The organism is Serratia sp. D1N4 (assembly GCF_054552755.1).
The window spans coordinates 2702292-2728457 of sequence record NZ_CM137274.1 but is presented as its reverse complement, the minus strand read 5'-3'; the positions used below and the strand labels follow the sequence as shown (position 1 = coordinate 2728457).

The 26166-nt window shown below is 53.9% G+C and carries 21 protein-coding genes and 1 riboswitch; of the genes, 8 read left to right on the top strand and 13 right to left on the bottom strand.

Annotation, left to right across the window (positions count from 1 at the left end; genetic code table 11):
• The first annotated feature begins 100 nt into the window (after nucleotides 1-100).
• From ACX1CU_RS11910 to ACX1CU_RS11895, 4 genes are read left to right on the top strand one after another with little or no spacing between them, the layout of a single operon-like run.
• Nucleotides 101-2404 (top strand): type VI secretion system Vgr family protein, encoded by a 2304-nt coding sequence (locus ACX1CU_RS11910; RefSeq protein ID WP_459398533.1) that lies wholly within the window; start codon nucleotides 101-103, stop codon nucleotides 2402-2404.
• 13 nt (nucleotides 2405-2417) lie between these two features.
• Entirely contained in the window at nucleotides 2418-3707 is a 1290-nt protein-coding gene (locus ACX1CU_RS11905) for a tetratricopeptide repeat protein (protein ID WP_459398532.1), read from the top strand.
• A 42-nt stretch (nucleotides 3708-3749) separates the two neighbouring features.
• The gene (locus tag ACX1CU_RS11900) at nucleotides 3750-8171 is read left to right on the top strand and encodes an RHS repeat-associated core domain-containing protein (RefSeq protein WP_459398531.1); all 4422 of its coding nucleotides are present in this window, start codon (nucleotides 3750-3752) and stop codon (nucleotides 8169-8171) included.
• A gap of 1 nt (nucleotide 8172) precedes the next feature.
• Nucleotides 8173-8427 (top strand): hypothetical protein, encoded by a 255-nt coding sequence (locus tag ACX1CU_RS11895; RefSeq protein ID WP_459398530.1) that lies wholly within the window; start codon nucleotides 8173-8175, stop codon nucleotides 8425-8427.
• Between the two features lie 307 nt (nucleotides 8428-8734).
• On the opposite strand, the gene ACX1CU_RS11890 is transcribed toward ACX1CU_RS11895, so the two are convergent.
• Nucleotides 8735-9040, bottom strand: a complete 306-nt coding sequence (locus tag ACX1CU_RS11890) for a DUF1161 domain-containing protein (protein WP_459402795.1) — start codon at nucleotides 9038-9040, stop codon at nucleotides 8735-8737.
• A gap of 79 nt (nucleotides 9041-9119) precedes the next feature.
• Nucleotides 9120-9482 carry a DUF1283 family protein gene (locus ACX1CU_RS11885; RefSeq protein ID WP_459398529.1) on the bottom strand — a complete coding sequence of 121 codons (363 nt, stop codon included), beginning with the start codon at nucleotides 9480-9482 and terminating at the stop codon, nucleotides 9120-9122.
• 136 nt (nucleotides 9483-9618) lie between these two features.
• On the opposite strand from ACX1CU_RS11885, the gene ACX1CU_RS11880 reads away from it, so the two are divergent.
• Nucleotides 9619-9945: a YnfA family protein gene (locus ACX1CU_RS11880; protein ID WP_459402794.1), complete on the top strand. Its 327-nt coding sequence runs from the start codon at nucleotides 9619-9621 to the stop codon at nucleotides 9943-9945.
• Between the two features lie 39 nt (nucleotides 9946-9984).
• Here the strand turns inward: ACX1CU_RS11880 and ydfG are convergent, their stop codons facing one another.
• The 4 genes from ydfG to ACX1CU_RS11860 all read right to left on the bottom strand — a co-directional run bounded on the left by ydfG (nucleotide 9985) and on the right by ACX1CU_RS11860 (nucleotide 13930).
• Nucleotides 9985-10734, bottom strand: a complete 750-nt coding sequence (gene ydfG, locus ACX1CU_RS11875; protein WP_459398528.1) for a bifunctional NADP-dependent 3-hydroxy acid dehydrogenase/3-hydroxypropionate dehydrogenase YdfG — start codon at nucleotides 10732-10734, stop codon at nucleotides 9985-9987.
• Between the two features lie 65 nt (nucleotides 10735-10799).
• A complete protein-coding gene (locus ACX1CU_RS11870) occupies nucleotides 10800-11324 on the bottom strand; it encodes a GNAT family N-acetyltransferase (protein ID WP_459398527.1) in 525 nt (174 codons plus the stop codon).
• A gap of 98 nt (nucleotides 11325-11422) precedes the next feature.
• On the bottom strand, nucleotides 11423-12481 hold the full coding sequence (locus ACX1CU_RS11865; RefSeq protein ID WP_459398526.1) for an aldo/keto reductase: 1059 nt from the start codon (nucleotides 12479-12481) through the stop codon (nucleotides 11423-11425).
• Between the two features lie 3 nt (nucleotides 12482-12484).
• The gene (locus ACX1CU_RS11860) at nucleotides 12485-13930 is read right to left on the bottom strand and encodes an MFS transporter (protein ID WP_459398525.1); all 1446 of its coding nucleotides are present in this window, start codon (nucleotides 13928-13930) and stop codon (nucleotides 12485-12487) included.
• 269 nt (nucleotides 13931-14199) lie between these two features.
• Between ACX1CU_RS11860 and dcp the strand changes: the two genes are divergently transcribed.
• Nucleotides 14200-16377, top strand: a complete 2178-nt coding sequence (dcp, locus tag ACX1CU_RS11855) for a peptidyl-dipeptidase Dcp (protein WP_459398524.1) — start codon at nucleotides 14200-14202, stop codon at nucleotides 16375-16377.
• A 72-nt stretch (nucleotides 16378-16449) separates the two neighbouring features.
• Here the strand turns inward: dcp and nudI are convergent, their stop codons facing one another.
• The 3 genes from nudI to ACX1CU_RS11840 form a co-directional block, all read right to left on the bottom strand.
• Nucleotides 16450-16878, bottom strand: a complete 429-nt coding sequence (gene nudI, locus ACX1CU_RS11850; RefSeq protein ID WP_459402793.1) for a nucleoside triphosphatase NudI — start codon at nucleotides 16876-16878, stop codon at nucleotides 16450-16452.
• A 74-nt stretch (nucleotides 16879-16952) separates the two neighbouring features.
• Entirely contained in the window at nucleotides 16953-17486 is a 534-nt protein-coding gene (locus ACX1CU_RS11845) for an SRPBCC family protein (RefSeq protein WP_459398523.1), read from the bottom strand.
• A gap of 3 nt (nucleotides 17487-17489) precedes the next feature.
• A complete protein-coding gene (locus ACX1CU_RS11840; protein ID WP_459398522.1) occupies nucleotides 17490-17837 on the bottom strand; it encodes an ArsR/SmtB family transcription factor in 348 nt (115 codons plus the stop codon).
• 203 nt (nucleotides 17838-18040) lie between these two features.
• Between ACX1CU_RS11840 and ACX1CU_RS11835 the strand changes: the two genes are divergently transcribed.
• Nucleotides 18041-19006, top strand: coding sequence for a DMT family transporter (locus ACX1CU_RS11835; protein ID WP_459398521.1), 966 nt, complete (start codon nucleotides 18041-18043; stop codon nucleotides 19004-19006).
• Between the two features lie 30 nt (nucleotides 19007-19036).
• On the opposite strand, the gene fusA is transcribed toward ACX1CU_RS11835, so the two are convergent.
• Nucleotides 19037-21142: an elongation factor G gene (gene fusA, locus ACX1CU_RS11830; protein WP_459398520.1), complete on the bottom strand. Its 2106-nt coding sequence runs from the start codon at nucleotides 21140-21142 to the stop codon at nucleotides 19037-19039.
• A 189-nt stretch (nucleotides 21143-21331) separates the two neighbouring features.
• On the opposite strand from fusA, the gene ACX1CU_RS11825 reads away from it, so the two are divergent.
• The gene (locus ACX1CU_RS11825) at nucleotides 21332-21457 is read left to right on the top strand and encodes an alpha/beta hydrolase (protein WP_459402792.1); all 126 of its coding nucleotides are present in this window, start codon (nucleotides 21332-21334) and stop codon (nucleotides 21455-21457) included.
• A 30-nt stretch (nucleotides 21458-21487) separates the two neighbouring features.
• On the opposite strand, the gene ACX1CU_RS11820 is transcribed toward ACX1CU_RS11825, so the two are convergent.
• From ACX1CU_RS11820 to ACX1CU_RS11810, 3 genes are read right to left on the bottom strand one after another with little or no spacing between them, the layout of a single operon-like run.
• Nucleotides 21488-22525: an ABC transporter ATP-binding protein gene (locus tag ACX1CU_RS11820; protein ID WP_459398519.1), complete on the bottom strand. Its 1038-nt coding sequence runs from the start codon at nucleotides 22523-22525 to the stop codon at nucleotides 21488-21490.
• Nucleotides 22522-24108 (bottom strand): ABC transporter permease, encoded by a 1587-nt coding sequence (locus ACX1CU_RS11815; RefSeq protein WP_459398518.1) that lies wholly within the window; start codon nucleotides 24106-24108, stop codon nucleotides 22522-22524. The genes ACX1CU_RS11820 and ACX1CU_RS11815 overlap by 4 nt, the downstream gene beginning before the upstream one ends.
• A 34-nt stretch (nucleotides 24109-24142) precedes the next feature.
• On the bottom strand, nucleotides 24143-25150 hold the full coding sequence (locus ACX1CU_RS11810) for an iron ABC transporter substrate-binding protein (protein WP_459398517.1): 1008 nt from the start codon (nucleotides 25148-25150) through the stop codon (nucleotides 24143-24145).
• Between the two features lie 774 nt (nucleotides 25151-25924).
• Nucleotides 25925-26098: riboswitch (M-box (ykoK) riboswitch) on the top strand.
• The last annotated feature ends 68 nt before the right edge of the window (nucleotides 26099-26166 follow it).

The window sequence follows — 26166 nt, the reverse complement described above, 5'->3', positions numbered from 1 at the left end:
TTTCAATCATCCGAGGTGCATTGTAAAAAGATAGATTGATAGGGCTAATGATCTTAATCGGTTGCGTTTGACCTGACGAGAATTGAAAAGGATTTCGTCTATGCTGAGCAGAACGACGGCACATACTCCACTTCCATCGGATGAACTACTGTTTTGGTCATTGCAAGGAGAGGAACGCCTTTCATCGCCATACGCTTTTTGCGTTGAACTGCTCAGCAAAAACCCTCGGATTGATCGACAAGCATTACTTGGAAAATCCGTCACCTTGGCCATCCCTTCCCAATACAGTGTGGCATCGCGCTTTTTGAACGGCAAAGTCACCTCCGTTGCCATTCATAGTGAAACGATTAATGACGATCAATATGCTGTTTATAAGCTGCGTCTGGAGCCTGATGTTTGGCCGATGCTGCGCGATCGTAACTGCCGTATCTTCCAGCAACAGACTGTTCCGCAAATCATTACGGCTTTGCTGCGTGAAAATCAGGTGTCGGTTGAGAACCTGCTGACCCGCGACTATCGCTTGTGGGAGTATTGCGTTCAATATCAGGAAAGTAGCTTTAACTTTATCAGCCGCCTGATGGAGCTGGAGGGGATCTACTACTTTTTCCGTCACGAGATGAACAAAAACACTCTGGTGTTGATCGATGCGCCACAGCGGCATCAGCCATTCAGCGGCTATGAGCAGATTGACTATCATGCCACTCCGTCCGGCGGTATTGCGCAGGAAGAGGGGATCAACCAATGGTTGATCAGTGACGCTGTCACTCCGGGGATTTACAGCATTGATGACTATGACTTCCGTAAGCCAAATGCCTGGCTGTTTCAAGCTCGCCAGAATCCAGTTTCTCCCCAGCCCGGCCAAATTGATGTCTTCGACTGGCCTGGGCACTTCGTCGAACATCAGCAAGGCGAAGCTTACGCGCGGGTTCGCCAGGAGGCCTGGCAGGCGGAGCATCAGCAGATTAGCGGTAGTGGCACCGCCCTGGGGATCGTCCCTGGCTGCACGTTCGTACTGAATAATGCCCCTTATTCTTCAGACGCGAGCAATTATCTGGTCACCCGTGCAACCTATTTTCTGCGGGATAACCCTTATGCCAGCGGCGAGACAAAGAGTGAGCAACATTTTGATTTTACTGTAATCCCCGCAAATGTTCCTTTCCGCCCACCGCAGCAGGCGCCATGGCCGAAAACCAGCGGGCCGCAGACCGCAAAAGTGGTTGGCCCGCAGGGGAAATCCATCTGGACCGATAAATATGGCCGGGTGAAAGTGAAGTTTCATTGGGACCGTTTGTCTGCGGGAGATGACACCAGCTCCTGTTGGGTGCGTGTCTCCAGCGCCTGGGCCGGGCAAGGATTCGGTGGTATTCAGATCCCACGGGCCGGGGATGAGGTGATCGTAGACTTTATCAACGGCGATCCGGATCGCCCGATTATTACCGGCCGGGTGTTTAACGAAGCGAGCATGCCGCCTTGGGAATTACCCGCAGCGGCGACTCAGATGGGGTTTATGAGCCGTTCCGAAGACGGCACACCGGAAAACTCGAACGCGCTGCGCTTTGAAGATAAAGCCGGTTCGGAACAGGTGTTGCTGCATGCTGAGCGCAACATGGACACCGATATCGAAAATGAAGAAACACACTCGGTAGGCAGTAACCGAACCAAAACCGTTTCTGGCAACGAAACCAGCCATATCAAGCAGGATCGCACCAAGTCGGTCGATGGTAACGAAACCTCCACGATTAAAGGCAATGAAACGCTCTCCGTCAGCGGTAATCGTGCGAAAACAGTAACAGGCGATGAAACCGCCAGCGTTCAGGGAGCGCGAACGCAAACTGTCGATCAAAATGAATCCCTGACGGTGAAGGCGGATCGCAGCCTGACGGTACAGGGAGCGGATAGCCGTTCTATTACCGGAAATCATACTCAGACCGTTGGTGGCGCAAAAACGGAACAGATTGATCAAGCCGCCTCTATGACCATAGGCCAAAGCCTGACGGAAAGCGTTGGTACGGATCTGAGCTTATCCGTTGGCGGAGCGCGCAGCGTTGCCGTCACTGGCAACCAGGTTTCCACCATCGGCGGTGAAAATCAGATCAGCGTCACCGGCGGGCATTCAATGGATGCGCAATTTCAACAGGTGGTTGTCAAAACCGATGCGCTGCTCAGTGCTGGCGGTAACTCAACGATCGATGCCACCGGCGTACTGCTTAGCGCGAAAAACACCATTACGTTGCAGTGTGGTGCAGCCAGCATCTCACTGACCAGCGACGGAAAAATCATTCTCTCTGGCGTGGATATTACGTCAGCGGCATCCGGCGATCATCTTACCTCTGGCAGCAAAATAACCTCATCGGCGGCCGGTGATCACGTTGTGGAAGGCGCATTGCTGAAACTGAATCCTTAAGCGGAGATGGATCATGAGTGAATGGAGTCCCTCGAATTCCGTTGAGCGCCGGTTTTTACAAGCGCATGAAGACTGGATGCGTTTTGCTGGCAAAAAAGAAGCCCGTCTTTTGTACTGGCAGGCCGATGACGACGATCAGCAAATGGTTGATCTCTATTTGCAGATGCGCCAAGAGGCTGACTGTGCCGTTATCCGCTTTATGCATCCGTTCACTGATGCGCCTTATCTGGCCCAGGCCGCCCAGGCTCTGATCGCTTATTACCAGGAACGCCAGGCGGCTTCCCTGCAACAGGGGATTGTGGCGGATTGGTCCCCACCTGCGTTAAGCGGGCGCAGCGATGCACGGGATTTGTTCTCCGTTGCGTCCAGCCTGATGCGCCACCATCCCGATATCTTTCCCGGCTTGGTGTTTATCTTGCAGCCCGCACAAATCGCACATGCCCAGCAGTTTGAGAAAACACTGGAACAACTGTTGGAGGATCCATTCTGGACCACGCCCGAAGGTGAACGCATCCGGGTTATTGTGCCGCAAAAGCCGCATCTTCCACCGCTGAACCCGCTGCAACAGCGTCACCCCAAGCGGATGTTTACCTTATTCGGGCGCTACCAGATGCGGCAACTGCCGGGGGAAGTAGTGGCAGAATCTGGGGAACGAGGCCCATCGGGGGAGTTCCGTCGGCTGTTCGTGATGCTCGGGGATACGTTACGCAATGATGATTTTGCCCGGCTGGTGACGATAAAACAGGAGATGCTGGCGATTACCCATGCCCAGCAATGGTTCGATCAGGCCACGGTGGTGTTTCTGACCACTGGTGTGGCGTACCTGAAAGGGGGGAAAACTAAGCAGGCGCTGGAAGAGTATCAACAGGCGGTGCGGATGGCGGGCCAGGCGGAACGCACCGGGCATCCGGCTGGCAGGAAACTGGTCGTCAATGCGTTGTTTGGCGAAGCGAGCGTTTGGCTGAGTAAAAAGGCGTGGCTAGAGGCTGCGGCGTGCTACCGGTTAGCGGGTGAACAGGCGCAGGCGGGTGGTGACGGCATTCTGGCGGTGGAAGGGTGGCGCATGCAGGCCTGGTGTCTGGATAAAGCCGGGCAATACCCCGAGGCACTGGATGCGGCCATGACGGGATTGGATGCAGGTATGTTGATTGAGCCGGAGATCCGTGCGCACTGCGGGTTGAGCCTGCTGGCGGATTGGTTGATTCGGCACCCTGGGTTGATTTCTCACCGCCTGTCGGGAAGCCAGTTGCAGCAGAAATTCTTTCAACTGTTTGGGGAGCGCTGGCATGAAGCGCAAAGTTAGCGGCAGAGTCCGTCGATTGAGGTGGACAGAGAGGCAGAAAATATGGCATTGCCGGCAACGAAACATATCGATCCCGTTATCGGAGTTGATGTCCACAAAGTAATTGTTCCACCGGCCACCGTAGCGACGCCAGTGCCGCACCCGCATGTGGGGATGATTTTTGACCCACGGGAATACGTTAACGCCGCCAAGGCAGTGATAGGCTGCATGGCGATGAGTTTTGTCACCGCTAGGGCCTGTGAGTTGGCGGAAGCCAATCCTGCATTGGCCGCTAAAGCGATGGCGGTTGCGGGCCAAGCCGGGGGCGTGATGGCCAACGCTATGGCTAATCCCTTGGTTGCCACGGCTCTGGCTGCCAGTGAAAAAAAAGATGCGCTAATGGGGGCCTTGGGTGCCAACATTGGCTCTGGCGGCGGTTCCGGCCGCCCGGTGATGATCAATGGCATGATGCGCGCGACCGTCGGCACCTATACCCATCATTTACCAGGGCTGCATTTCCCGCTGGGTGCTTCTTTCGGTGATACGGATATCAATCCGTCCCGGGATGCCGAGTCGTACATGGGCAGCAAAACGGTGATGGCAAACAGCGATCCGCTCTCTTTTGCCGCGCTGCCCGCCCTGAGTTGCTGGATGACCGGGTTGCAACCGAGCGATCACGACAAGGCCCATACGACACGCAGCTACACCTCGTTGCCGACCGCTACGATGCTGCCTATCCCGATGGGGCGGCCGGTGCTGGTTGGTGGTATGCCGGTGCTGAACCTGCTGGCGCTGACGAAATCGCTCTGGAAAGCCTTTCGGGGTTCGGCCTTGGCAAAGAAACTGGCGGATAAGCTGGGGCTGGAGTCGGGTTTTTTACGCTGCACGGTACTGGATGCCGAGCCGGTTCACTCCATTACCGGCGAAGTGGTCGTAGAACAGCAGGATTTTCATTTGCCAGGTCGGCTGCCGTTCAGTTGGGAACGCTATTACCGCGGGCATTATGTTGAGCGCAGTAGCCTGGGGCATGCCTGGCAAACGCTGGCGGACTGTCGGCTGGAGATTGTTCGCCACGGTCTGCTGATCGGCGTGGTGGCACGCTTCCCCGATCGGGCAACGGCGTTTGACTATTTCCCCGTGCTGGAAGGCGATGAAGGGCGGGTTGATGACGGGCATTACGGCGACAGCCTGTGGCGGCAGGGGGATACCTTGCTGCTGCAAACCAAACCGGGGGTTATTTATCATTTCCACCTGCCGCCCGGGTGGCCGCAGAAGCTGGAGAAATTGCCGGATTGTGATGAAGCCTTTTTGGCCGGTAACTGGCGGCCCTCCGTCCATGACTCGTTGACTCTGTACCTGCAACGGTTTAACGATCGAAATCAAAATGCCTGGCACTTCCGTTATGACGATCAGAACAGACTGCGCGCGTTTACCGAGTATTGCGGCGATGAAGCCACCGGGCGGGAAATCCGCCTGGAGTATGACGGCGAGTTTTCTTGGGCGATAGGCAGCCTGACGCTGTGGATTTCCGGCAAGGCCACACGGACGTTGGCCCGTTATCGTTATGACCAACGTGGCGATATGGTGGCGGTGGAAGATGCCGCTGGCGAGCCTTACTCGTTCGGCTATGAAGATGAGCACCGCATGGTGCGCCATACCAACCGCAACAGACTCTCTTTCTATTATGCCTGGCAACGTCATGACGATGGCGTGATACGCGTGGTACATGCCTGGGGTGATGGCGGGCTGTTCGACTACCGTTTTGACTGGCACCCAGAAGGTGGGGAAACGCTGATCACCGATTCGCTGGGGCATACCACTCGCTTGCAGTATAACGAACGCCAGTTTCCGCTCAGCCGAACTAATGCTTTGGGCGAAACCTTCAGCTATCGGTATGACAGCAGTGGCCGCACGTCGCAGCAAACGGATCCGCAGGGTAACGTCACGGCCTGGCAGTATGACGCGCAGGGGAATGAAATCAGTCAAACCCGGCCGGATCAAAGCAAAACGACGGTGGAGTATGACGCACAGAGTCACCCTATCTGCGTGACCGACCCGACCGGCGCTAAATGGCTGCAAGAGTTTGATGAGCGTGGCAACCTGACGCAGCAACAGACGCCGACGGGCGAAACCACCCGCTACGGGTACGACAACCGGGGGTTGCTGCTTAAGGTAGAGCGATCTGGCGGCGGCGTGACGCATCTGGGTTATGACCAATACGGCTTCCTGAACACCTTGACCGACCCGGCTGGCAATAGGGTCACTTTTGAACATGATTGTTACGGCAATCTGATTTGTCGTACCGATGCTGACGGAGCGGTGACGCATTATCGCTACGACATTTGTAACCACCTGATCCATGCCCAACTGCCGGGTGGGAAAACCTTGGATTGCAGCTATGACCCTGAAGGTAATCTGCTCCGCTACCACGACGATCACCGCCGGGTAACCCAATTCAGTTATTTCGGGCAAGGGCGGCTGAAAAAGCGCATTGAACCGGACGGCAGCACCGTACGTTACCGTTACGATACTGAAGAACAGCTGATTGGCGTAGAAAACCAGTTGGGCGAGCGTTGGGGGTTGAAGCGGGATGCGGCCGGGCGTTTAACCGAAGAGGTGGATTACCACGGGCGGGTGCGCCGCTACGATTACAATGCTGCGGGGCATCTGACCAAAACCTGTGATCCGCTGGGCCACATGTTGGCCATCACCTGCGATCGCATGGGGCGCATCGTTAGCAAAACGCTGTTGGGCGATAAGCAGGCGGCGAATGCCGAGCGTTTCCGCTACGATGCCGCTGGCCGGTTGACGGAAGCCGTTAACGCTGCTGCAACCGTGAAACGGCGTTACGGAGCGGATGGTTTGCTGGCAGAGGAACGGCAGAAACAGCAGGGCGTTGAGGCGTTGCTGGAGTATGACTATCGTGACGGCCTCCTGCATCATCAGCGCCAGCGAGTTTACCGCGAAAATGGGCGGGAGCTGTTATCGTCGCAGCACCAGACCTTCGGCTATGACGTTGCCGGGCGTGTATCAACGCTGGCCGTGGATGATAATCAACCGCTCAGTTTCAGCTACGACGAACAGCACCGTTTAAGCGAACTGACGCTGAGCTCCACCTTGAGCCAACACTTCAGCTATAACCAGCGTGGATTGCTGGTCCGTAATCAAGCTCTGGTGCGGGGTGAAACGGCGGGGCAGACTGAATATTTTTATGATGAACACGATAATCTGGTTCAGCGCCGCGACAGCCTGACGGGAACGGACAGTTACCGTTATGACCCCCTAGGGCAAATTATTGAGCACACCAATCCAGAGGGGGGGCTTAAGCGCTTTAGCTATGATTCGTTGGGGAATCGCTTCCGCGCCGTGCGGCAAAATGAACAGGAACAAGTGTGGCAGCATGATGGCGGTGTTGAATGGCGTCTGGATGGTGCCGGTCAGCTACGCGTGCGCCGCGAAGGGAATAATGAGCAGCGTTTGGGGTGGGATTGTCACGGCAGGCTGCGGGCGTTAGCCACCAAGGCGGGGCGATGGCGTTATGACTATGATGCGCTGGGGCGGCGGGTATGCAAGCGGCAATATGATGCTGCGGGTGCAACCGAGCAACGTACAACCTGGTTTGTCTGGGATGGCGATCGGTTGGTGCAAGAAGTCAGCCATTGGTGTACAGAACCGAAGGTAGACACACAACCGCGCACGGTATTGACCGCTGGGGAACCAAGCTGGACAGCGCAGAGCTATGTGTATCATCCCGGCACCTTCGAACCTTTGCTGATGCAAACCTATCAGGCAGAGGTTAATGCAATGCCTCTGCGTATGGCCGGTGAGCGGATTGTTGATGCCCACGAAGAGCAAAAAGCGCGGCTGAAGGCCGATAATCTCTGCTTCTATCAAAATGATCCGAATGGTATGCCGCTGCGGTTACGCACCGGTTCTGGCCAGGTCGTTTGGTCTGCGCACTATGAGGTATTCGGTAAAACCACCGTAAGCAGCGAGATGGGGATCTGGCAGCCGATTCGTTTTCAGGGGCAATACTTTGATGCTGAAAGTGGGTTGCATTATAACCGCTATCGCTACTATGATCCCTTGTGCGGGGTGTTTGTTAGTTGTGACCCGATAGGGCTGGCGGGGGGGCTGAATGTTTATGCTTATGGGACGAATACTCTCAGTTATATTGATCCATTGGGGCTTTATTCTTTATTTCGAGCTGTTTTTGAAGCTGAATATCAAGATGTTTTATCTTCTGGGGTTATTAAAAACATTCCTGGTCAATACGAAACTGGAAAATTATTTGCAACTACAGCGGAGGATGCGACTAGATTTGGTGATTTATTAAAAAGATGGGAGGTTAATCCAGATTTTAAAATATTAGAAGTTGAAGTGCCTGATGGGATAAAAGTAACGGAATTTCATGCTGATGGGATGAAGGCTGTATCTGTAGATAATGCTGATCTAGATAAGTTGAAAATTAAAGCGTGTGGTTGATATGATTAAAGCAAAGCTAACATTATATGATATTAGAAAAAAACCAATAAATTCAGGCTATAGGCCGTTGTTTTTTATTGACGATGAGTACTATTCAGGAGCTGTTTTTTTTGATGTGGGTGAAATACTTCCGCAAGAATCCTACGAGGTTTGTATCGATTTTGCCAGTTTTAAAGGAAAGTTACCGCATGGACGAATTATAAAAATATTAGAATCTCCTGGTAATGAAATTGGTGAGGTTTTAATTATAAAATGAAAACAATTAACACTGGAGAGATCTTTTCAGACGAGCCTGTACATAAATTTATGTAATTGCCTGATTTTGATATGTTCAAACCAACATCAAAAGCAGGTTACTTTATGGACGAAAAACAGTTACAGGCTCTGGCTAACGAATTGGCCAAAAATCTCAAAACTCCTGAAGATCTCAGCCAGTTCGATCGCCTGCGTTACACAGAATGGTGTGCAGGCTCCAGGAACACTCTATCTTTCCTGCTAGATCTATCTGTTGTTATGCCAGTTGTTACTTTACTGGGTATCAGACTAGACCTACGCCCTAAAAATCACTGCCCAGCTTTAGCATCCTGGCTGGTGCCAGCCTGTGCCGCGTCACTGCTTTCGTCGCCATTATGCAGGCGAGTGTAGACGATTTTTTGCGTATCGAACCCACAGTGGCCAACCACCAGCCCACCGGCCTGACTCACCTGATCGTTAGGCACAATCTCCAGTTTGAAACCGGATTCAGGTACGCCGTTGTTCACGATCTTCTGCGCGATATCCGCTTTTATGGTTTCGCATGAGTCGGCGGCAAGGGCGGCTAATGGCGCGCCAGCCAACAGTAACGTGCAGAGTACGAGTGCTTTTTTCATCATTCAATCCTTATGTGAGAATGAATTTCCTCTGACAGGATAACAGCATTCAGCAAGACGGCTTAACGCTATCGGCTGATTAAGGTCTAATCGGCCGACCGGTTTGGCGATCCAGGCACTTACGGGTGGTAGATTCCCAATAGGCATTGACGTTGTAACTGTTGTTGCAGCTATCTTCATCATCAATGGCGCGTTCGACCTTATCAAACTCTTTTTCGACGCGATTGTTCACCTTGCGGCGCAGGGAGCGGGTATCGTCCCACTGCTCTTTGCTTTCGCGAGCCTGTTCATTGCTCATGGTACTATCGCCGTTGACGGTGACGCAGGTACTGCCTTGGGTGCAGCTTGCCGCCAGAGCAGGAGCCTGCCAACTGCCAACCAGTATCAACATCGCGACTGGCAGCATCCCGCACATCAGCCGTTGAACAGAAAGTAATTTCATCGCTTAATCCTTATAAGTTAGTGTTGCGTCATTCGGCAGCACCCGGTGTAACATTTGGCTAAATATATCATCGTGTTCTTGCATTACACCAGCCTACCGCCGTATTCGTTTAATTTTTAGAGAGAATATGCCACTGATGTTAAAAACCACTTTATTGTTCTTCATGACTGCTCTGGCAGAAATCATCGGTTGCTTCCTGCCGTATCTGTGGTTGAAAAAAGGCGCTAGCGCCTGGCTGCTGCTACCTGCGGCTGCCAGCCTGATGCTATTTGTCTGGTTGCTGACCCTGCATCCGGCCGCCAGCGGGCGTGTATATGCGGCTTATGGCGGCGTCTATGTGGCAACTGCGCTGCTGTGGCTGCGGGTTGTGGATGGCGTAAAGCTGTCGGCAATGGATTGGCTGGGTGCGGGGGTAGCATTGGTTGGGATGTTGATCATCGTTGCCGGTTGGCGTGCGGCATGAACGAAAAATGGCAGGGTGCGTTTACCCTGCCACTTGGCATTACGCCTCGCGGTGGATGCTCAAACCCGCAAAGGACTGGCAGACCGGCATCATTTCCAGCGTGTTGATGTTGACGCGTTCAGGTAAGGTTGCCACCCAGAATACCGATTCGGCGATATCTTCCGGCGTTAAAGCATTGGCTCCGTCATAGGTTTTGTTTACCTTGCCGTCATCGCCCTTGAAGCGCACGTTAGAGAATTCGGTGCCGCCCACCATGCCCGGCTCAATATCCGTAACGCGGATATGGGTGCCGTGCAGATCGGCGCGCAGGCCCAGGCTGAACTGCCGCACAAACGCCTTGGTTGCGCCATACACGTTGCCACCCGCATAAGGCCAGTTGGCGGCGGTAGAGCCGATGTTGATCACATGCCCGATATTGCGCTCCACCATGGCGGGCAACAATGCGCGCGTCATGTTCACCAACCCTTTGGTATTGGTGTCGATCATGGTTTCCCAATCATCGGCATTGGCTTTGTGCGCGGGCTCCAGGCCCAACGCTAATCCGGCGTTATTGACCAGAACGTCGATCTGGCGCAGCGCGGCCGGTAATTCCTCGATCGCCTGCTGAATTGCGGCGCGATTGCGGACATCCAGGCGCACGATGTGCAGTGCTTCACCCAATTCAGTTTGCAGTTCTTCCAGGCGCTCCATGCGACGGCCAGCGGCAATCACCTGATGGCCTTCACGCACAAATTTGCGGGCAATGGCTGCGCCAAACCCGGATGTGGCACCCGTAACAAAAATGATCATCTCACTGTTCCTCAACTGTTTTTACCCGGCACCCACTCTAGCGCGGCGCTATCATCCCGGCAAATTTAACCGACGATCGTCGGCAGGTGATAGACCACACAGTCATATTTGATATTCTCGCGCCGCCCTTTGGCTACGCCACCCAGGGATTCGGCAATATGGCGGCTCGGGGTATTCTGCTCGGCAACCGGGTAGACAAAGTATTGTGGGTGATAACGCTCGCTGGCCCAGGCCGCGATGGCCAAGGTAATTTCGCGGCCATAGCCTTGGCCGTGCAGGTTTTCTTTCACCCAGATACCCAGTTCCGGGGTTGGAGTGTGCAGGCTGTGCACGCCGCCCATGCCGACGAATTGTTTGTTGTCGCGCAAACGGGCAACGAAGATGGCTTCTTCACCTTCGCGGATCAACGGCAGCCAACTTTCCCAGACGCGAGTAAAAGCCTCTGGGGATTCTTCGGGTTCAAAGTTCATAAAACGCGTCAGCGTCGGGGTTATCGCCTGGTAAACATCATCAGCATCTGCTGCGGTAAAAGGGGCAATCAACAACCGATCGGTGTTCACTCGGCACTGAGAAAGGTCACTGTGATTCATTATTATTACCTCGCTTTTCAGGCCAAAAACGGCAAAAATCCGCCCCCGAAAAAGCAGGGCGGATCATCGATAATACGTTGATTGGTGCCAGATGCGACTTATTTCTGTTGCAGGTAGGGGGCGAGCAACAACCGATCGGCGGCGGAGAGGCGATCCGGTGCGGTTTGGGCCTGATGCCAGTAAGGGTAAATCAACGGCGGTTGGCTCACCGCCTGCAACCGCTGTAACTCTTCTTCGTTCAAAATCAGGTTGGCGGCATGCAGGTTGTCTTTCAACTGCTCGCTGTTGCGTGCGCCGATCACTACCGAGGTTACCGTCGGGCGGGTTAGCAACCAGGCCAGTGCGATTTGTGCGGCAGACAGCCCGCGAGAATGTGCGATATCAACTAAAACCTCAACGATATCAAACAGCGCTTCCTGATCGCGCACTGGCGGCTCGCCCCAGTTGGCCAAATGGCGAGTGCCCGCAGGCGTTGGGTGATTGCGGCGATACTTGCCAGACAGCAGGCCACCGGCCAGCGGCCCCCAGACCAATACACCTAGCCCCCGATCCTGGGCGATCGGCAGCAGTTCATATTCCGCTTCGCGAGCCTGCAAGGTGTAATGGATCTGTTGGCTGACCGGGCGCACTAATCCCTGCCGTTCCGCGCTGCCGAGGTGCTTCATCAGGTGCCAACCGGAGAAATTGGACAGCCCGGTGTAGCGCACTTTGCCACTGCTCACCAAATGCTCTAACGCCCGCAGGGTTTCTTCCACCGGCGTGATGCCGTCCCACTCATGCAGTTGATAGAGATCGAGATAATCGGTGTTCAGGCGCTTCAGGCTGGCTTCGCAGGCACGGATCAGATGATGGCGCGATAGCCCGGCATTATTGGGCCCGCTGCCCATCGGAAAACGGGCTTTACTGGCGATCAGCACCTCATGGCGTTTGCTGCCCAATGCCTGACCGAGGATTTCTTCAGACTTACCGGCAGAATAAACATCGGCGGTATCGAACAGATTGATACCTGCATCGAGGCACATAGCAATCTGATTACGGGCTTCGTTAACATCGGTATCACCGGTTTTGGCGAACTTGCCTTGTCCTCCAAAGGTCATGGTGCCCAGACTTAGCACCGAAACTTTCAGGCCGGAATGGCCAAGCTGACGGTATTCCATCGTTTAACTCCTTACTTTGGTTGCCATTGATTTTTCAGAGATTGCCGGGTGGGATTTTTTCTGACGGATTGCATTGCCCGCTTCGCCACCCAACGTAAAGCTATCCAACACCGCCAGCAAGGCGATGGCACCGATAACCATAAAAGCCAGATGAAAGTCGGCGAGCGGTACGCCGCCGTTTGGGCGTGGCATCAGCATTTCCGCCAAACGCAGCGCCAGCGCGCCGATGGCGATCCCAAGGCCGCTCCCCATCTGCTGAGCCATATTGAACAGAGTATTGGCACCGCTCATGCGCGGCTGCGGCACTTCGGAAAATGCCAGCGTATTCAAGGCAGTAAACTGCATTGAACGCGTCAACCCGCTGACAAACAGCAGCGCCACAATCAGCCAGGTTGGCGTTTGCGGCGTCAGCCAGGCGCAGGCGAAAATGGTGGCGGCATTCAGCATGCCATTGACCACTAGCGTAGTGCGAAAGCGGAAGCGATAAAGAATGGCGGAAGTAAACGGCTTCATCATCAGGTTACCGGCAAACACCGCCAGCACCAGCAGCCCGGCATCAAAAGCGCTCAGTCCAAAGCCAATCTGGAACAGCAGTGGTAGCAGGAAAGGCACCGCACCGATGGCCATGCGGAACAGCGTGCCGCCACCGATAGTGACAGCGTAACTTTTTATCCGCATGGCCCACAGATCTACCAGCGGATAAGCGTAACGCTTGGCGTGACGTATCGCCAACGCCCCCAGCGCCAAACTGCCCGCTAGGCACAATGCCGGTACCAACCAGGAAAGCTGTGGGCTGTTGATCAGATCCAGCCCAAACATTAAACCGAAGCAGGCGACTCCGGTCAGCACAAAACCCAGTCCATCAAACGGCACTCCTTTTTTCGCCTCTTCATGCGGGATTAAGCGCCAGGCGAAGAACAGGGCAATGATACCCAAGGGCACGTTAAGGATAAAAATCCAGTGCCATGAGGCATAGGTGGTGATGAAGCCGCCGATCGGTGGCCCGAGGATCGGTGCTGCCAGCCCTGGCCAGGTAATGGTGGCGATAGCCTTAATCAGGTCAGCTTTGGCGGTATTGCGCAAAACTACCAGGCGGCCAACTGGCACCATCAACGCACCGGCAAAACCTTGCAGAATGCGGGCGGAGGTAAAAAATGGCAGGCTAGTGCTCAATGCGCACAGTACCGATGCCAGGGTGAACAGCACGATTGCCGCTGCGAAAATATTACGCGCGCCAAAACGGTTGGCGATCCAACCACTGGCGGGAATAAACACCGTCAGGGTCAGGATATAAGCTGAAACACCGATGCTCATGTCCACCGGTTGTACGCCGAATGACGCCGCCATCTGCGGCATGGCGGTAACGATCACCGTGCCATCGAGATTCTCCATAAAGAACGCCCCGGCCACCAACAACGGCAGCGCACTGGCGCGGAAAAAACCACTCATAGGCTACCCCTGGCGGAGCACAGCAACAGCGCAGACATAATAGAAATCCCGTTTCAGAAATCTTGGCCTCAGCCGAATTTTTGAGCATAGCGCATCAAGAGGAGGTTAAAAAGAGATTGGGTGAGTGATTATTAGCGGACACAGTAAATTCTGGCCGCTAAGGGCAGTTGGATAAACGGCAAGTAATCACTTGTTTTTGCTGAAACTGTTAACTGCGCCTAAGCTAGGCGTGAACCCTTGTTTCCTAGACATGGAGGAGTTTTAATTTGATGCGTTTAACAACCCTGGTACTTTCGATCGGTATGGCGCTGAGCGCGCAGGTTCAGGCAGAAGAGAGCAAGTTGCCGTCAGATAACACCGCCGTGCCAAGCGGCCAGATGAAAGAGACGAATATGACTGAAAAACAAGCCGAGAACCCGTTCTTCTCTGCCAGCATCCTACCTTTTGAGGCACCTCGTTTTGATGTGATCAACACGAGTGACTACGCGCCAGCCATTGCGGCAGGCATCCAGCAGAAGCTGGAAGAAATCGAGAAGATCGCCAACAACCCGGCAGCACCTACCTTCGACAACACCTTGGTGGCGCTGGAAAAAGCGGGAGCCTTGCTAGCGCGCACGATTAACGTATTTAGCGCCATGACTGCCGCCAACACCAGCGATGCGCTGCAAAAACTGGATGAAGAAACCTCGCCAAAGCTGGCAGCTCTGAACGATGCCATCATGCTGAACAGCAAGCTGTTTGCACGAATTCACACCATTTATGAGCAACGAGATGCGCTGAAGCTGGATGCGGAATCTCGTCGGCTGCTGGAGGTCACCCATCAAAATTACCTGCTGGCAGGGGCCAATCTTTCTGATGTGAATAAAAACCAGCTGAAGGCGTTGAATCAGGAAGCGGCGACGTTGAGCACCCAATTCACCAATAAACTGCTGGCCGCGGGCAAAAACGGAGCGTTGGCCGTCACTGACAAAGCCTGGCTGGCTGGGCTTAGCGAAGGTGAACTGGCCGCAGCAGCGCAAGCCGCCAGCGAACGCAAACTGGATAAACAGTGGCTGTTAGTGTTGCAAAACACCACGCAACAGCCCGCTTTGCAAAGCCTGCACGTGCGGGATGCTCGTAAAGCCTTGTTTGACGCCTCATGGCAGCGGGCAGAGCAAGATGATGCCAACGACACTCGCCAGACCATTGCCAGATTAGCGAAAGTGCGTGCCGATCAGGCTCGTTTGTTGGGGTTCCCGAACTATGCCGCTTGGAAACTGCAAAATCAGATGGCAAAAACCCCGGATGCCGCGCTGACGTTTATGCGTAATATTGTGCCAGCCGCAACGGCCCGTGCAGAACGTGAGGCGAAAGACATTCAGGCGGTGATCGATCAGCAAGAAGGGGGCTTTAAGGCCGAAGCCTGGGACTGGCAGTTCTACGCAGAACAGGTGCGTAAAGCGAAGTATGATCTGGATGAATCACAGATCAGACCTTACTTCGAATTGAACAATGTGCTGAATAATGGCGTATTTTACGCGGCAAACCTGCTGTACGGCATCAGTTTCAAAGAGCGTAAAGATATTCCGGTTTATCAGCCGGATGTCCGTGTGTATGAGGTGTTTGATAAAGACGGTCAACCGCTGGCCTTGTTCTATACCGACCTGTTTAAGCGAGATAATAAGGGCGGTGGTGCCTGGATGGGCAACTTCGTTGAGCAGTCGAAACTCAATGGTGCCAAGCCGGTCATTTATAACGTGACTAATTTCACCAAACCGGCTCCGGGTCAACCGGCGCTGCTGTCTTATGATGATGTTATCACTCTGTTCCATGAGTTTGGCCATGCCCTGCACGGTATGTTTGCCGATCAGCAGTACCCCAGCCTGTCCGGCACCAACACCGCACGCGATTTTGTCGAGTTCCCTTCGCAGTTCAACGAGCATTGGGTTAAAGATCCCAAGGTGTTTGCCCATTTTGCCAAGCATTATCAAACCGGTGAGGCCATGCCGCAGGCGCTAGTCAGCAAAATCGAGCAGGCCGATAAATTCAACAAAGGCTATGACATGACCGAGCTGTTGTCTGCGGCCTTGCTGGATATGCACTGGCATATGCTGGTCGCCGGTCAACCCCAGCAGGACGTGGATAACTTCGAGACGGCAGCGCTGCAAAAAGATCACATCGCTCTCAGCGCAGTACCGCCGCGCTATCGCTCCAGCTATTTCCAGCATATCTGGGGTAACGGTTATGCTGCCGGTTATTACGCCTATTTATGGACTCAAATGCTGGCGGATGATGCCTTCCAGTGGTTTACCGAACACGGCGGGCTGACGGCAGAGAATGGCCAGCGCTTCCGCGATCAGGTGTTATCACGGGGCAATAGCCAGGATCTGGAAAAACTGTATGTTGAGTGGCGCGGTAAGGAACCGATCATTGAACCAATGCTGCTTAATCGTGGTTTGAAAGATTAGTAACGAATTTAACGAGCTCATCTGAAGTAGAGTGAGCTCGTTTTTTATTACTGGATAGGCTCATCTCAGTGCTTAATCCAGCAATCCCCGCTGTTGCAGTGTATATTTTGTGGCTTCGTTCAGATCGTAACTGGCGAGACCCTCTTTCTTCACCCAGGCGTAATCGGCAAACTCATCGTTGATGGTGATCTCACGATTGGCAGCGTGGCAATCAAAAATCAGGTAAATCATGTAGATCTGCTCTTTGCTACCGTCTTCATAGGTTTTTATGCGTACATCGTCGCGGAAGGTCCAGGGCTGAATGCGATCCAACACCAAAGCCTCGCCCAGTTCTTCACGCACTTCGCGGCGCAACGCTTCCTCGATGGTTTCCCCCGGTTCCGTGCCGCCGCCAGAAAGTGCCCACTGGCCGGGGAATACGCCTTTATGCGCGGCCATTTTGCATAATAGATAAGCGTTGTCATTCTCAATTAGCGGGCAAACAATAATGCGTTGGCGCATAGCGGCTCCATTTTCAATTGCGGTCAAGTGGGTTTCCTGCAAAGTTGCCTCGTATTATACCCTTTCTTGATGAATTACAATTTTGCCCGGTACTCATCTTCCATCTGGGTAAAGGTGGCCCAGAACGGACGCGGAGGGCGCTTCTGCAAGCGATCGCGCAGAATATCCAGATGAGTATGCCAGCCGCCAGCGACGGTGAGCATAGTATCGCGATCGGGCAGGCGGCGGTGGATCACCGTCAGCAGCACGTTATCGCCTTGCTCGGCTAACTCAAAGGTGACTTCGGAAGGGCGGCCTTCGCCTTTTTCTGCCCAGGTAAAACTCAGCAGGCGCGGAGGGAAAATACAGGTAATATGGCCAACGTTAGCTACTTTGCCGCCATATTGCTTATATTTGGCCGGGGGTTTCTCATGTTCGCCAGCCAACTCTGAATTGCAGAACACCAATTCAACTTTAGCACCTTTCTGTAACGGCATTTCACCCGTAGCCAGCCAGGTGGCACGTTGGTCGGACTCGGTCAGGTAGGCCCAGACGCGATCGAGCGGGCCAGGCAGCAACCGCTGAATGCGCAGCGTTCCCGGTTCAATGATCATACCGTAATCGTTCATGGTTCACTCCGTTGGAGGATGAGAGTCGGCCTGCCGCAAAACGAGTTCCAGTGCGTCCAACCGCTCATTCCAGAAATGTTCATAAGTTTGCAGCCAATGCATGGCCTGCGCCATCGGCTCAGGAGCGAGCCGGCAAATATGGTTTCTTCCTTGCACAGTTCGCTGCACCAGTCCAGCTTGTTCGAGTGCTTTGATATGCTTGGACGCACCGGCAAACGACATCTCGAAAGGCGCCGCCAGTTCACCAATGCTATGTTCGCCTTCGGCTAGCGTATGCAGGATGGCGCGTCTTGTCGGATCGGCCAATGCATGGAAGATAGCGTCCAGTCGTGACGAGGATAATTTAACCATAAGGTTAAATATAGAACAGGGCGGATAATGCTCAACCACATTGTTGAATATTTTTTATGGGGCCGAAGGCCTAGCGCAGTAGAGGAATGATAAATCTGTTTTTGTTATACACTATTCTTTTTCTATGACTATCTGCCTAGCGATCAGGTGGTTGAAATCAGCCGCCGCGTACCGGCTTAAGCCGTTCTGATCATGGAGTGATTATGTTTTTTGGTGTGTTATTTGCCTTGGCCGCTGGGTTGATGTGGGGGCTGATTTTTGTCGGCCCGGTGTTGGTGCCGGATTATCCGGCGGCGTTGCAATCGACCGGGCGCTATCTGGCTTTTGGTTTGATCGCTTTGCCGCTGGCGTGGTTCGATCGCCGCCGTTTACGGCAGTTATCGCCCAAGGATTGGCTGGAGGCGTTAAAGCTCACGGCCATCGGCAATCTGCTTTATTACCTGTGCCTAGCCAATGCGATTCAGCGTACCGGCGCACCGGTCTCTACCATGATTATCGGCACCTTGCCGGTGGTGATTTCCGTGAGTGCTAATCTGCTTTACGGCCATCACGATGGCCAGCTTTCCTGGCGTAAATTGACGCCAGCGCTAGTGCTGATCGCCGGTGGGCTGGTGTTGGTCAATATTGCGGAACTGACGGGCAACAGTGTGCCAATGGATGTTTGGCGCTATACCAGCGGGCTGCTGTTGGCGTTACTGGCCGTAGCTTGCTGGACCTGGTTCCCGCTGCGTAATGCCCGCTGGTTGCGTGCAAACCCGCACAAACGCCCTATGACCTGGGCCACTGCGCAAGGCGTGGTGACATTGCCGCTGGCACTGCTGGGTTATCTGTTAGCGTGTGGGCAGTTGGCGTTAACGCAGCCACAGTTCGCGTTGCCGTTCGGCCCAAGGCCGGAAGTCTTCCTCCCGCTGATGCTCACCATTGGCATACTGTGTTCATGGATTGGTGCTTTGTGCTGGAATGAGGCGAGCCAACGTTTGCCAACGGTGCTGGTTGGGCCTTTGATCGTGTTCGAGATTTTGGCCGGGCTGGCCTATACCTTTATGCTGCGCCAAAGCTGGCCGCCATTGTTGACGTTGGGCGGCATTGCTTGCCTGATGATTGGGGTGATTCACGCTATGCGCATCAAGCCGGAACCGGTGGTGGTCGCGCTGGCGGTGAAAGAATAACGCCTGCCGTAACAACGGCAGGCGTGACGATCAGCGTTTACTGTGTTGAATAATCTCTTCGGCCACATTGCGCGGGGCTTCCGCGTAGTGGCTGAACTCCATGGTGTAGGTGGCGCGGCCTTGCGACATCGATCGCAACGTTGTGGAGTAGCCGAACATCTCCGACAGCGGCACTTTGGCGTGAATCTCTTTGCCACCCCCGCCCGGAATATCCTCCATACCTTGCACCATACCGCGCCGTGATGACAAATCGCCCATCACGTTACCGGCATACTCTTCCGGCGTTTCCACTTCAACCGACATAATCGGCTCCAGGATCGCCGGGCTGGCCTGGCGGCAAGCCTCTTTGAAGCCGAAGATCGCCGCCATGCGGAACGCCTGCTCCGAGGAGTCCACATCGTGGTAAGAACCAAAGGTCAGATGCACTTTAACATCGACCATCTGATACCCCGCCAGTACGCCGTTGCTCAGCGCTTCCAGGATGCCTTTTTTCACCGCCGGAATGTATTCACCGGGGATCACGCCGCCTTTGATCTCATCGAAGAACTCAAAGCCTTTACCGGCCTCATTAGGTTCAACCGTCAGCACCACGTGGCCATACTGGCCTTTACCGCCCGATTGACGCACGAATTTGCCTTCCACATCGGTAACTTTACGGCGGATAGTTTCGCGGTAAGACACCTGCGGTTTACCGGTGTTGGTCTCTACGCCAAATTCACGCCGCATACGGTCGACGATGATCTCCAGATGCAGTTCACCCATGCCGTAAATAATGGTCTGGCCGGAGTCTTCGTCGGTACGCACGCGGAACGACGGATCTTCGGAGGTCAAACGCTGTAGTGCAATGCCCATTCTTTCCTGATCGGCCTGGGTTTTCGGCTCAATGGCCTGTGCGATTACCGGTTCCGGGAACACCATACGTTCCAGGGTAATGATGGCGTTAGGGTCGCACAGGGTATCGCCAGTGGTCACGTCTTTCAGGCCGACACAGGCAGCGATATCCCCGGCGTGCAGTTCATCCACCTCTTTACGGTCGTTGGCGTGCATTTGCACGATGCGGCCAATACGCTCTTTCTTCCCTTTAACCGGGTTATATACGCTGTCACCTTTGGCCAAAATGCCGGAATAGACGCGCACAAAGGTCAATTGGCCGACAAACGGATCGGTCATCAGTTTGAATGCCAGCGCCGAGAACTTCTCGTTATCATCGGCCTTGCGGATAATGATGTTATCGCGCTCGTCATGGCCTTCCATCGGTGGCACATCCAACGGTGAAGGCATCAGTTCGATCACCGCGTCCAGCATGCGCTGGATGCCTTTGTTGCGAAATGCCGAGCCGCACAGCATCGGCTGGATTTCACCGGCAATGGTGCGAGTACGCAGGCCGTGGACGATTTCCTCATTGGTCAGTTCAACCTGATTGAGGTATTTGTCCATCAGTTCTTCAGAGGCCTCTGCGGCGGCTTCGATCATCTTGGCTCGCCATTCGTTAGCGGATTCCAGCATATCGGCCGGGATCGCCTCAAAGCTGAAGCTCATGCCTTGTGAGGCCTGATCCCAGCGGATCGCCTGCATGCGAACCAAATCCACCACGCCGGCGAAATGGTCTTCCGCCCCAATCGGGATCACGATAGGCACCGGATTGGCTTTCAAGCGCTCGATCATCATTTTACGCACGCGGAAAAAATCCGCGCCGGTGCGATCCATCTTGTTGACGAAGGCCAGACGCGGCACTTTGTATTTATTGGCCTGACGCCACACGGTTTCCGATTGCGGCTGCACGCCACCGACCGAGTCATACACCATGACGGCACCATCCAGAACGCGCATCGAACGTTCCACTTCGATGGTGAAATCCACGTGCCCTGGTGTGTCGATGATATTGATGCGGTGCTGAGGATAATTATGCTCCATGCCGTTCCAGAAGCAGGTGGTCGCCGCTGAGGTAATGGTGATCCCGCGTTCCTGTTCCTGCGCCATCCAATCCATGGTGGCGGCACCGTCGTGGACTTCGCCCAGCTTGTGACTGACCCCGGTATAAAACAGAATCCGCTCGGTCGTGGTGGTTTTTCCGGCATCAATGTGCGCCGAGATGCCGATATTGCGGTAGCGTTCGATGGGGGTAGTGCGTGCCATAATCAACCTTTCTTAGCCGTGTGGCATGAGGCTTAAACAGTTTAAACTACAATGATATCCCTCAATGGGTTATCAACCGGCCGTGTGCAAGACGTCTGCAACAGCATCAGACTAATCGTAGTTGATGGTAGTGGTTTTATTAAGCAATGGCTGTGATAGGTAAAAGATATATAACAAAAAACAGGCCCGCTGATTACCCGTGAAGGCGATGGCCATACGCTCGCGCTGACGGGAGCCGATAGCTGCGTGGATGAGGCGGTAGTGGATTATCTGCTGATGCCGAAGAAAATGCGGCACGACAAGAGCTGCCGTTAAGCAGGCCGGGCAGGGAGCCCGGCCATTGAGTCAATCGGCAAAGATATGCGCCTGGCCGAGAATGCTCAGGCTGACGTTTGATCCGATTCGAATGCCTTCACGGCTGATGGTTTTAATCTCCACGGTTTCACGGCTGTCGGTCATCAACAGACTGAGCGTGGAAACGAAACCGGCGAAGTCGATATGGGTGACCACCGCCTGCCGCTGAGCGGGCTGTGGCGAAAGGCCAATCTGGAGTTGCTCTGGGCGCAGCATGATGCGGGCGTGCCCACTGCGCAGGCGATCGTCCACCGCAATGCGGCCTAATACGCAGTCTGCCCAACCTTGATCCAAGTGAGCTGACAGGACCAGCGTTTCCCCTAGGAACGTGGCGGTGGGTTCATCCACCGGCCGCAGATAAAGCTCTTGTGGTTGCCCAACCTGAGCTAAGTGCCCATTACGCATCACGGCTACCTGATCGGCAAAAGAGAGGGCTTCTGCCTGATCGTGAGTGACCAGGATCGAAGCAACCTTGGCTTCTGCTAACAGTTCCGCCACTGCTTTGCGGGTTGCGGCACGCAGGCCGGTGTCCAGTGCGGAGAAGGGTTCGTCCAGCAGCATCAGCTTAGGCTGTTGCGACAGGGCTCTGGCCAGCGCTACCCGCTGCTGCTGCCCGCCGGATAATTCATGCGGCCATAAGTTTGCCAGGCGCCGATCCAGCGCAACCATATCCATCAGCCTATCAATATGATGCTGTTTTTCCCGCTTACTGCCGCTCAGCCCAAAACCGATATTGCCAGCCACGCTGAAGTGGGGAAACAGAGCACCGTCTTGCGGTACAAACCCGATACCGCGCTGATGTGCCGGAACCCATACTCCGTTGTCGGCCAGCGGTTTGCCTTGCAATCGCACCTGACCACGATCCGGTACTTCGAAACCGGCAATAATACGCAGTAACGTGGTTTTACCTGAACCAGAAGGGCCGACAATCGCGGTACGGCTACCGGCGGCCACCCGAAGATTAACGCCCTCAAGCACCGTCACACCGTTATAGGATTTACCAATATCATGTAGTTCAAGCGTGCTCATAATCCTGCCGTGCGTTTAGATTGAGAATAAAGAAGCCAGGTTAGCGGTAATGACAACAAAACCATGATTAAGGCATAGGGCGCGGCCGCCACGTAGTCAATTTCGCTGGTCAGCGCCCAAAATCCGGTGGCCAACGTGCGGGTGCCGTTAGGCGCAAGCAGCAGGGTGGCGGTAAGTTCATTGGTAATCGCCAGGAACACTAATGCTGCGCCCGCCGCAGCCCCCGGAGCGGCCAAACGTAACGTGGTGCTGCACAAGGCCTGCAACGGTGTGCGCCCAAGGCTGCGCGCCACATTTTCCAGCTCAACCGGTGCCTGAGCAATACCAGCACGCAGGTTAATCAGCGCTCTGGGCATAAACATCAGCAAGTAGGCCAGCAGCAGCGTGATTTCAGTCTGATAGATGGGCCGGAACGAATGGATGGTGATCGTCACCAGCGCCAGGGCCACCACGATGCCGGGTAGCGAACTGGTGACGTAGTTACAACCTTCCAGCACCCGATAGAGCCGTGCCGGATAGCGCACCGAAAGCCAGGCCATCGGGATGGCACACAGGGTGATAATGACTGCACCACTGGCAGCCAACGTCAGGGTTTGCCGAACGGCTGGCCACAGGTCGCTATTATCCCAGACGGCAAAACCGCCCAGATATAGCCAACGAGCCAGCGTAATGAAAGGAACCCCTAAGGCCAGGGCGGTGAGCGTAATCGGCAGCAGTTGGCACAGCAGGCCAATAGCCGGGCTGAGTGGATACGGATTCTGGCTACGCGCACTGCCAGAGCCAACGCGCGCATAGCGGGCCCGGCCACGGCTGGCTGCTTCAACCACCAACAGCCCCAAGCAGCACAAAACCAATACACCCGCCAGCATATTGGCCGCCGGGCCGTTAAAGGTGGATTGGAACTGATCGAAAATGGCGGTTGTAAAGGTATCGAAGCGAATCATGGCATACAGCCCATACTCGGCCAGCAGGTGCAGCGCAATCAGCAGTGAACCGCCCCAGATAGCCAGCTTGAGCTGTGGCAGGATCACCCGGAAGAAAACCGCCAGCGGCCGTTTGCCGAGTGAAGTGGCAACGTCTTCAATCCCCGGATCAAGGCGGCGCAAAACCGCCGAAACCGGCAGATAGATAAACGGGAAATAGGCAATGACCGAGATAAACACGCCCGCGCCTAGGCCATGCATGCCCGGCACCAGGCTGATCCAGGCATAGCTTTGAACAAAGGCGGGTACGGCCAACGGTGCAATGGCCAGAATAGACCAGATACGCCGCCCCGGCAGCCGGGTGCGCTCCGTCAACCAGGCCAGCGCCACACCGAGCAGCGCGCAGGTCGGCAGGGTGAAAATGACCAGTAACAGAGTATTGAGCAGCAGTTCTCCAACCCTAGGCCGGAAAACCAGTGTTTTAACCGTTTGCCAACCGGTGTCGATAGCGACACCAATGACAAATCCCAGCGGCAGCAGGGCCAACAACGAAAGCAGTACCGCAGAAACCACCATCCACAGCCCTGGCCGCTGCTGATAACGCCGCGCCACTGAACCACTCGGTAATACTGGCGCGGCATTGATAGAAATATTCGACATAACGGTTAAAACACTCTGTATCGATGGATCTGCCTTACAGCAGGCCTGCCTCGGTCATCAGTTCGACGACTTTCTTACTGTTCAGTTTGGACGGTTCCACTTTTGGCGCTTCCAGATCGTTCAGCGGCACCAGTTTAGAATTGGAAGCAGCACCCACGCCAACGGCGTATTCAAAGGCGTTGTGGGTGCGCAGGATCTCTTGGCCCTGCTTGCCAGTGATCCATTGCACGAATTCCTGTGCCTGTTGCGGATGCTTGCTTGAAGCCAGAACACCTGCGCCAGAGGTGCTGACGAAAGCACCGGGATCCTGATGTTTGAAATAGTGCAACTTGACGTTTTTGCTGTTTTCACCCGTTTTTGCACCATCAACAAACGGATAGTAATGATAGATAACACCGCTGTCGATCTGGCCTGCGTTAACGGCTTTCATCACGGTGCTGTTGCCTTTATAGGCGGTGAAGTTGGTTTTCATCGCTTTCAGCCATTCACGAGTGGCTTCTTCACCTTTCAACTCCAGCAGGGCACTGACGATGGCCTGGAAGTCTGCCCCTGATGGCGAAGCAGCCCAACGGCCTTTCCATTCTGGTTTAGCCAGATCCAGCAGGGACTTTGGCAACTGCGCTTCACTGAGCTTGGCCGGATTGTAAACGAATACCGTCGAGCGAGCGGCAATGCCGGTCCAGCGGCCATGTTCCGGGCGATACTGCGGTTCTACCTGCGCCAGCGTGCTGGCATTTAACGGAGCAAACAGCTTGGCGTTGTCTACCAAAACCATCGCTGGGGAGTTTTCAGTAAGAAAAACGTCCGCCGGGGAAGCGTTGCCTTCCTGTACCAGTTGGTTACCCAGTTCGCTGTCACCGCCGTTACGCAAAGTGACTTTAATGCCGGTGTCTTTGGTAAAACCATCAACCCAGGATTTCACCAGGTTTTCGTGTTGGGCATTATAAACCACGATCCCTTGATCGCTGGAGGCTGCGCTGGCTGAGAAGGCCAGCATCATGGATGAAGCCAGCAGGGCAATAGAGGTGAAACGCAACTTCATACGGTTATCCTTTTGATGAACGAGGAAGATAAGTTAAGCAACGCCGGGGAAGCGTGAGCTGCTCAATTGTATCCAAGAACATCAAGAATGATAGTGAAAACGATTCGTATTAGAATATTTTTAGTTTTTGCTCACTAATCATCTTTCCCTAAGGAAAAACTAAGCTTGAACTTTAGGAGGGGGGAGTTGCTTGTGCTGTGACCGGTGCAGGGAGGGAAGATACGTTCTCGGGCACAAGCAAAACTTGCTTGGCCCGATGGCTAAGATCGGTGAATAACGCGGGATCTAGCTTGCATTTCATACAGAATGCTTGGTTGGAATACAGATTTTTCCATTAATAATATGTGCATCACGACGTATCCAATCGTGAACTTTATAAACGCTGGTTTTGTGCAATTGCGCGAAGAATTTTATGTCCCCATCATATTTTCTATATATGAGGTCTTCAACTCTGGTGAATATGCGATTTTCCATTTGGTGTTATTTCCATTTTTTAACTTGATGTAAAGTATAGATTTTTTATTTATTATGTGGGTAAGCACAGACTAAAAGTGGTTATAGGGAATAGCGTAACATAAAGTGTTAAATACGGAAATCGTCTTTTCTATGCTAAGAATTTTCGCTGGGATATATCTCATTAGGCAATCTTAAGCGAGTTATCCAAATTAAAATCAAATTCAGACATACAGATATTTCTTAAATATAACCTCAACGAGAGGCGAGTTATCGAGCGCAATCAAGCCTAACAGGCCTATAATCGCCCTGTAGTTTAATGCAGTATCTCGTTTGGCGAGGCTCCTATACAAACACAGGTTACTGATCTGACGACATCGAGAGATGCCCAAGGTTAAGACAGGCTTTATCGGATTAAGGTTTAGCCCAAAGTAACTTCTGAAAATTTTTTCAGATACGTTGTATAGTGCTAAAACCTGGACGCGGAGATAGGCTGTCTGCACTCCCTCTTTGGTTAACGCCCCTATGCGATTCACTGTTGAAGTTTAAACAGAAATAGGGAC